General features: G+C 72.5%; 5 protein-coding genes and 1 pseudogene. 3 read left to right on the plus strand and 3 right to left on the minus strand.

Annotation, left to right across the window (positions count from 1 at the left end; translation table 11 throughout):
* Window positions 1–2,727, minus strand: a pseudogene (locus OUY22_RS34440) (hypothetical protein); the annotation flags it as partial.
* 142 nt (window positions 2,728–2,869) lie between these two features.
* On the opposite strand from OUY22_RS34440, the gene OUY22_RS34445 reads away from it, so the two are divergent.
* Window positions 2,870–3,274, plus strand: a complete 405-nt coding sequence (locus OUY22_RS34445; protein WP_270159485.1) for a nitroreductase family deazaflavin-dependent oxidoreductase — start codon at window positions 2,870–2,872, stop codon at window positions 3,272–3,274.
* Here OUY22_RS34445 and OUY22_RS34450 read toward each other — a convergent pair whose 3' ends face one another.
* Window positions 3,275–4,753, minus strand: coding sequence for an Nramp family divalent metal transporter (locus OUY22_RS34450; protein WP_270159486.1), 1,479 nt, complete (start codon window positions 4,751–4,753; stop codon window positions 3,275–3,277). It abuts the gene before it with no gap.
* Window positions 4,754–4,818: 65 nt separating this feature from the next.
* Window positions 4,819–5,991, minus strand: coding sequence for a glycogen synthase (glgA, locus tag OUY22_RS34455; RefSeq protein WP_270159487.1), 1,173 nt, complete (start codon window positions 5,989–5,991; stop codon window positions 4,819–4,821).
* Window positions 5,992–6,156: 165 nt separating this feature from the next.
* Here glgA and glgC point away from each other — a divergent pair, with 165 nt between their 5' ends.
* Window positions 6,157–7,392: a glucose-1-phosphate adenylyltransferase gene (gene glgC, locus OUY22_RS34460; protein WP_270159488.1), complete on the plus strand. Its 1,236-nt coding sequence runs from the start codon at window positions 6,157–6,159 to the stop codon at window positions 7,390–7,392.
* A gap of 31 nt (window positions 7,393–7,423) precedes the next feature.
* Complete coding sequence (locus OUY22_RS34465) at window positions 7,424–7,723, plus strand: hypothetical protein (protein ID WP_270159489.1); 300 nt, start codon at window positions 7,424–7,426, stop codon at window positions 7,721–7,723.
* The last annotated feature ends 90 nt before the right edge of the window (window positions 7,724–7,813 follow it).

A 7,813-nucleotide genomic window follows, 5' to 3' on the forward strand; every position in this document is an offset into this window, starting at 1 on the left:
GTACGCGGCCTCGTCCGCGTCGAGGCCCGCCTCCCGGCACAGGTCGGCGGCCCGCTGGTAGCAGGCGGCGGCGCGGCGCGGCTCCCCCGCCCCGGCGCAGGCGTCGCCCATGGCGGCCCGCTGAGCCGCCTCCTCGCCGGCGCGTCCGAGGGCGCGGTAGCCGTCGGCGGCGTGCTCGAACGCCCGCAGCGCGGCCTCCCACGCGCCGAGCTCCTCGTGCTCGCGTCCCATCAGGGAGTACGCGTCCGCCGTCCTGGCCGCCTCGCCCGCCTCGGCGAACGCCTGGGCGGCCCGTTCCAGCAGCCCGACCGCGGTCCTGCGCCGCCCCCGTCCGGCCATCCCGGAGGCCGCGCCCAGCAGGTACTCCCCCGCGGCCACGGCGCCGGCCCGGTCCACGGGCGAGCCCGCCGGGACCGCGGACGCCCTGGCGTGGCGTTCGCCGAGCCGGAGCAGGTCCTGGATCGTCTCCTCGTCGTCGACCACGAGGGCCAGCCGGGTCGCCGCCTCGGCCTGCGCCGCGTCCGGCGCCCGGTCCGGGCCGCCGACGGCCAGGCGGAGCAGCGAGGTGAGCTCGGGATCGCCGCCCGTCACGTCCCCGGCTAGTTCCAGGGCCTCGACCAGATCCCGCCCGTCGCCCCGTACGACGAACCGCGTCAGCAACCCCTTGACCAGCACCGACGGCACCCGCGGCCCCGGAGCGGTGATCAGTCCCGGCAGCGTCGCCGGCCCCGGTGCGGTGGGCGGCGTCGACGGAGTGGCCGATCCCGGCGGCGGGCCGTCGTTCGAGGTCGGCGGTTCCGCCGACGGGGGCGCCGCGGGGTCCGGGGTCAGGGCGGCGTGGGCCTTCGCTGCGAGATGGGCCATGTCGGCGGCTTCACGGGCCGCCCGGACGGCCTCGTCCAGGTCGGCGAACCGGGCCGCCATCGGCCCACCGCCGCCGTCATCCGATCGAAGGAGCTCCTCCCCCTCACCGACCCGTTCGACGCCCCGCTCAGCCGGTCCGGCGGTGCTCCGGCCGGTGGGGCGGTCTGAGGGCTGGTCTTCGTTCGCCGTGGCGCGGCGGCGCAGGACGTCCGACAGCACCGCGTACGCCTCCGACAGGAACCGCGGGTCGTTCTCGGCCGCGAGCGCCTCCCGCAGGACCGCCTCGGCCTCGTCGGCGGCGGGCGAGGTGAGGCTCAGGCAGAGCGCCCGGCCCAGCAGGAGAAGTGCGCGGGCACGCTGAGGATGACCCGCGGGGCAGGCGGCGACCGCGGCCCTGGCAGCGGCGACGGCAGCGGGGGCGACCGGGCTCGCGCCTCCCGGCCACGCGGCGGAGACGACCGATCGGACGGCGGACACGCCCGACCCGGCGGAGGAGCCCCAGGATCCCCCCTCACCCGACCGGAACGGGGAACCGGCCGACCGCCCACCCCCCGGCCCAGGGGAAGAGACCTCAGGTCCCGGCCGGGAGACGGAGGTGGTGGCGCGGTGGGTGAGTACGGCGGCGAGGTCGGTCAGGAATCCGGGTCGTTCCGGGTGCCGGTCAGGGGCGCGTACCACGGCCTGCCGCAGCGTCTGGACGGCGATCTCCAGGTCGGCGGGGTCCGCGGTCCTGCCGTGGCGCCGCCAGTGGCGCAGGCCGAGCAGGTCGAGCCGGATCGCCGGGTCGTCCGGCCGGACGGGGCGGCCGGTCTCGGGCGATCCCAGGTAGGCCATCAGCTCGGCCCACCGGTCGGGTGCCGCCGGCGCCTGCCATGCGATGGCGGATCGCCGGTCGTACGTCGGCGGGAGGGCGGCCAGCATGTCGCGGCCGGCTTCCAGGGAGCGGACGTCGCCCGTGACCACGTACCACTCGACCAGCGCCGCGCCGTAGCGGGACAGGACCTCGGGATGGGCGCCGGCCTCGTGCCAGTGGTCGAGGCAGGCCTGTCCCACCCGCAGCAGCGCCAGCAGGTCGCCGTCGGCGCGGGAGTCGCGGGCGCGGGCCCCCGCCAGGTCGAGCAGGTCCAGGAGGGCCGCCGAGCGTCCGGGGCCGGGCGGGCGTCCGGCCGCCAGCAGGTAGGCCCGGATCAGGGCGGTGTCGCCGGGCAGGGCGTGGCCGAGCGCCGCGGCCAGGTCCGTGACGTGCCCCGAGCCGGCGAGCGCGGCCCGGAACAGGACGTGCACGGCGTCGTCGAGCGCGCCGCCGTCGCCGGTCGTCGCGTACAGCCGCAGCATGCCGTCGCCGAGGATGGCCAGCGCCTCGGCGGCCCAGGCGGGTTCGGGCACGTTCAGGGCCTCTTCCAGCAGCACCCGCCCCAGCCGGTCGCACACGTCGGCGGTGGGCGCGGCGAGCGCGCGCCGGAGTATGGCGTGCAGGAGCAGGCCCACGTGCGGGCAGGCGTCCACGTCCACGTGGCGGAACACCTGCTCCGCCAGGCCCGCCCAGGTCTCGGCCGAGCCGTCGGCCGGGACGTGCGGCCCGCGCAGCCGGGCCGGCAGCCCGTCGGGGTCGAGCACGGCCACGGCGGCGAAGAACACGCCGGCCACGGCAGCCTCGGTCCTCTCCTCCGGGTCGAGGCGGTAGCGGGCCAGGTGGAGCGCGCCGACCAGCCGCCAGACGGCCGCGTCGCGGACGTCGCCGGGGCAGGCCAGCATGGCCTCCGCCGCGTCGTCCAGCGCCGCGTCGTCCAGCACCAGCCGGGGGTCTGCCGCCCGCTCGAACTCCTCGATGCGGGCAGCGAGCGCCCCGGCCGGATCTTTCATGAGGCTAAGGCTCTCATCGGCGCATCCTTCCCGTACAGGACCGCCCGCACGAACCGCCGCACCCGGGGCCCGCTCTCGCGGCGGGCCCGTCCGTACGGACGGGCCCGGTGAATGCCGCCCGAGCCGGGGTAGAGCCAGAGACATGCTCTATGGCAAGGAACACGTCCGGCGTTACCGCGAGACCGACGGCGCCGAAGGACACGACTGGAACGGCACCACGGTCCTCCTGCTGACCACGAAGGGCCGCAACTCCGGCGAACCGTATACGACGCCGCTGATCTACCAGCGCCACGGCGACGATTTCGTGATCGTCGCCTCCAAGGGAGGCGACCCGTCGCATCCCGACTGGTACAAGAACCTGACCGCCAACCCCGATGTCGAGGTGCAGGTCAAGGGCGACCGGTTCAAGGCGCGCGCCCGCACGGCCTACGACGAGGAGCGTCCGGAGCTGTGGCGGCTGATGACCGCCACGTGGCCCGACTACGACTCCTACACCAAGAAGACCGATCGCAAGATCCCGGTGGTCGTCCTGGAGCCCCTGCGCTGATCAGAACGTCACCAGCGGCTCGCCGACGAAGTCCGCGATGAAGTTGACGAAGAAGAACCCGAAGAACAGGAAGTTGAGCGCCAGGATGACGTGGTGCCACCAGCGCGGCCTCGCCGGCCTGGGCAGCTTGCTGTTCAGGTACATGAGCAGGAACGGGTAGATCAGCGCGCCCAGGTTGGACATGTTGGCCGACCACTCCACCAGTGCCACCGGCAGCGACAGATGGATGACGACCGAGATCACGACCATCAGCAGGATCATGAACGGGTAGTAGAACCGGCGCGGGTCGCCCTCGACGAGCCGGCGCAGCCTGGGACTGGTGGCGTGGGCGGCGTCAGTGGCGACCCGTACCATCGCCTCGAAGATGCCCAGTTGGGTGCTGAACAGGATGAGCACGCCCACGGCCAGCGCGATGAAGAAGATCGTCCGCCCGTACTCGCCGCCGAGCGCGGCGGCGACGAACGTCGGCACGTTCGCCCGGGTCGGCTGCTCGCCCGACAGGTTGACGGCGTGCGCCATGAGGATCGTCGGCAGCAGCATGCCGAGCATGGCGCCGACGAAGAACACTCCCCACATGTCGATCATGATCAGCCGGTACCACCGGCGCCACAAGCCGCGGTTGCGCTCGTCGTCGGGGAAGGTGACGCCGCTGGCCAGGATCTCGCGCCGGTCTCCGCGCAGGCCCGCGATGAAGCCGGCGCGGTGGCCCATGCCGTAGCCCTTGTCGCGGTAGTGGCCCATGACGTACCAGTTCAGTCCGGAGGCCAGGGCGGTGAACCCGGCGAGGCCGCCGAGCTGGGTGGCGGTGATCCCGGGGGGCGGCGCGGCCGGGGTGAAGAAACCCCTGATGCCCTCCCACCACAGCTCCCACGGCACCACGAGCAGGTCGACGAGCAGCAGGGCGATCAGGATGCCGCCCACCATGACCCAGTTGGCCAGTTCGAGGGCGCGGCTGATCCGCCTGGCCGCCGCGGTGATCAGGAAGACCAGCACGAGCAGCGCGATGGCCCACAGCCGCGGCTCCTCGGCCCCGGCGGGCGCGATCTCGCCGTGGACGAGCGCGTACACGCCCTGACCGGCCGAGGCGGCCCAGCCGCCGGCGATGAACGCGAAGATGACGACGAACACCGACAGCGGGATCCACAGCTTCCAGCCCGGCGGCACCCGGCCCCAGCCGACGACGGGGGCTTCGCCGGTGGCCGTCACGTAGCGGGCGCACTCGACGTTGAAGAACGTCTGGAGCACGGCCGAGACCAGGATGACCCAGCCGACCCCGACGAAGCCGAACTGCCCGACGCTGAGCGGGCCGAGCAGCCACTCCCCGCTGCCGATGGAGATGCCGAGCGCGATGAGGCTCGGCCCCACAGCGAACTTGATCAGTTCCTTGACGCCGAGCCGGGGGACCTTGAAGACCTCCTCCGGCGTGGGCAGGTCGGTGACTTCGAGGTCCGGGCGGCTGACTCCGAGCGGATGCGACATCTCTGCCTCCTGCCGTCAGGGTGATCCCGTACGGCGGGCAGGGCAAGGCCCAAATGAGACCTAGGTCACAGCAGCAGCGAGGTGTAGAGCTCCATCGTGCGACGGGCGACGGCGGGCCAGGAGAAGTGCTCGACGGCGCGCTCGCGTCCGGCGACCCCCATCGCGCGGGCCCGTTCCGGGTCGCCGAGCAGCGCGTTCACCCGCTCGGCGAGGTCGGCGGCGAACCTCTCGGGGTCGTGCGGGCTGCCGTCGGGGCCCTGGTCGATCGGCACCAGCAGGCCGGTCTCGCCGTCGGCCACCACCTCGGGGATGCCGCCGGTGGCCGTCGCCACGACAGCCGTCTCGCAGGCCATGGCCTCGAGGTTGACGATGCCCATCGGCTCGTAGACCGACGGGCAGACGAACACCGTCGCGTGCGTGAGCAACTGGATCACCTCGGGCTTGGGCAGCATCTCGGAGATCCAGACGACGCCCTTGCGGTCGAGGCCGCGTACCAGCGCGGTCACCTCGGCGGCGATCTCCGGCGTGTCGGGCGCGCCGGCGCAGAGCACGAGCTGCGCGTCGGGGGCGAAGGACCGCGCCGCGCGCAGGAGGTGGACCAGCCCTTTCTGGCGGGTGATCCGGCCGACGAAGATGACGTACGGCCTGTCGCGGTCGATGCCATGCTTTTTCAGGACATGGTTGCTCTGGTCCGGGGCGTACTCCACGGTGTCGATGCCGTTGTGGATCACGCTCACCCGGGCCGGGTCGATCTGCGGATAGGCGGCCAGCACGTCGCGGCGCATGCCCGCCGACACCGCCACCACCGCGTCGGCGGCCTCCAGCGCGGTCCGCTCGGCCCAGGACGAGATCGCGTAGCCGCCGCCGAGCTGCTCGGCCTTCCACGGGCGCAGCGGCTCCAGGCTGTGGGTGGTGACCACGTGCGGGACGCCGTGGAGCAGCTTGGCGGCGTGCCCGGCGAAGTTCGCGTACCAGGTGTGGGAGTGGACCAGGTCGGCGCCCTCGCAGGCGGCGGCGATCTCCAGGTCCACGCCGAGCACCTGCAGGGCCGCGTTCGCCCCCGCGAGCTCGGCCGGCGTCCGGTAGGCCGACACCCCCGGCTCGTCCCTGGCGGCGCCGAAGCACCGCACCCGCACGTCGGCGAGCTCGCGCAGCTCGCGGGAGAGATATTCCAGGTGCACGCCGGCACCGCCGTAGACCTCCGGCGGGTACTCGCGGCTGAGCAGATCCACACGCATGCCTCGACCTTACGAGGCGGCGGGACCGCCGGGCACGGCGACAGGCGCTCGGACGGCAAGAACCGGCGTGTGATGGTGTACATCAGATGTTAAAGACGGACAAGGTGGGATGAAACCGGACGGAGTTACGTCGATAGATCGCGCGTTTGGGGGTAGCGTCCAGACATGAGGTCGCGGAGGGTGCTTGCGGTCGTGCTGGCTGGTGGAGAGGGCAAGAGGCTGATGCCTCTCACGGCGGACCGGGCGAAACCGGCCGTGCCGTTCGGCGGGATGTATCGGCTCATCGACTTCGTGCTGTCCAACCTGGCCAACGGCGGTTACCTGAAGATCGTCGTACTGACCCAGTACAAGAACCACAGCCTGGACCGCCACATCTCCCGCACCTGGCGCCTGTCGGCCATGCTCGGCAACTACGTCACCCCGGTCCCGGCCCAGCAGCGGCTCGGGCCGCGCTGGTTCTCGGGCTCGGCCGACGCGCTCTTCCAGAACCTCAACCTGATCTACGACGAGATGCCCGAGCACGTGATCGTCTTCGGCGCCGACCACATCTACCGGATGGACCCCCGGCAGATGGTCGAGCAGCACGAGCAGTCGGGCGCCGACGTGACCGTGGCGGCGATCCGCCAGCCGCTGTCGCTGGCCGACCAGTTCGGCGTGATCGAGACCGACCCCCAGGGCAGGCGCATCGTGGCCTTCCGCGAGAAGCCCAAGGACGCCGTCGGGCTGGCCGACTCCCCCGACGAGGTCTACGCCTCGATGGGCAACTACGTGTTCAAGACCCAGGCGATGATCGACGCGCTGCGCGAGGACGCGCTCGACCCGACCAGCAGGCACGACCTGGGCGGCAACATCATCCCGATGATGGTCAAGTCGGGCGGCGCCGACGTCTACGACTTCGCGCACAACATCGTCCCGGGCTCCACCGAGCGCGACCGCGGCTACTGGCGCGACGTCGGCACGCTCGACGCCTACTACGAGGCCCACATGGACCTCATCTCCGCCCACCCGATCTTCAACCTCTACAACGACAAGTGGCCCATCCACACCGGTCACGACCCGCTGCCGCCGGCCAAGTTCGTCCACAACGAGGGCGACCGCGTCGGGCGCGCCCTCGACTCGCTGGTGTCCCCCGGCGTGATCGTCTCGGGCGGCACGGCCGTCCGGTCGATCCTTTCGCCCAAGGTCGTCCTCCACTCCCACTCCCTGGTCGAGGACTCGGTGCTGATGGAGAACGTCAAGATCGGCCGTGGCGCGATCGTCCGCAAGGCCATCATCGACAAGAACGTCGTCATCCCCGACGGCGCCCGCATCGGCTTCGACCTGGAGCACGACCGCACCCGCTTCGCGCTCACCCGCAGCGGGGTCGTGGTGATCGGCAAGAACGAGATCGTCGACCGCTGAGCCTGGCCGGGGTCCGGCTAGAGTGGGCGGCGTGCACCCTGACCTCCGCCTTCCCCTGGTCAAAGAGCTGAGCGAGCCGGACCGGCCGCGGCGTCACTGGCGCGGCGACGACGAGCGCGGCGGGGTGTGGCTGTTCGAGAGCGTCGAGGGCGACGGCGAGCACTGGGCGATCCGGCAGGTGGAGATCGACGCGGCGCGGCGGGCGCACCGCTACTGGTGGCGTCATCTGCAGGACGAGCACGGGTTCCTCACCGACCAGCCGCTCGACGTCTGGGACCTCACCGAGATCGACGAGGCCGCGTTCGAGGCCGTCTGGCAGGCCGGCGAGTGACCCGCCGCCCCTCGGGGCGCGTACGCGTGAGCGTTCCCGTCCGCGCGGGTCCCGAACAGGCCGCGCGAGCTGCCGCGGGGTAGAGGCCCC

Origin of the sequence: Nonomuraea corallina, from assembly GCF_027620315.1 — a bacterium.
Taxonomy (GTDB): Bacteria; Actinomycetota; Actinomycetes; order Streptosporangiales; family Streptosporangiaceae; genus Nonomuraea; species Nonomuraea corallina.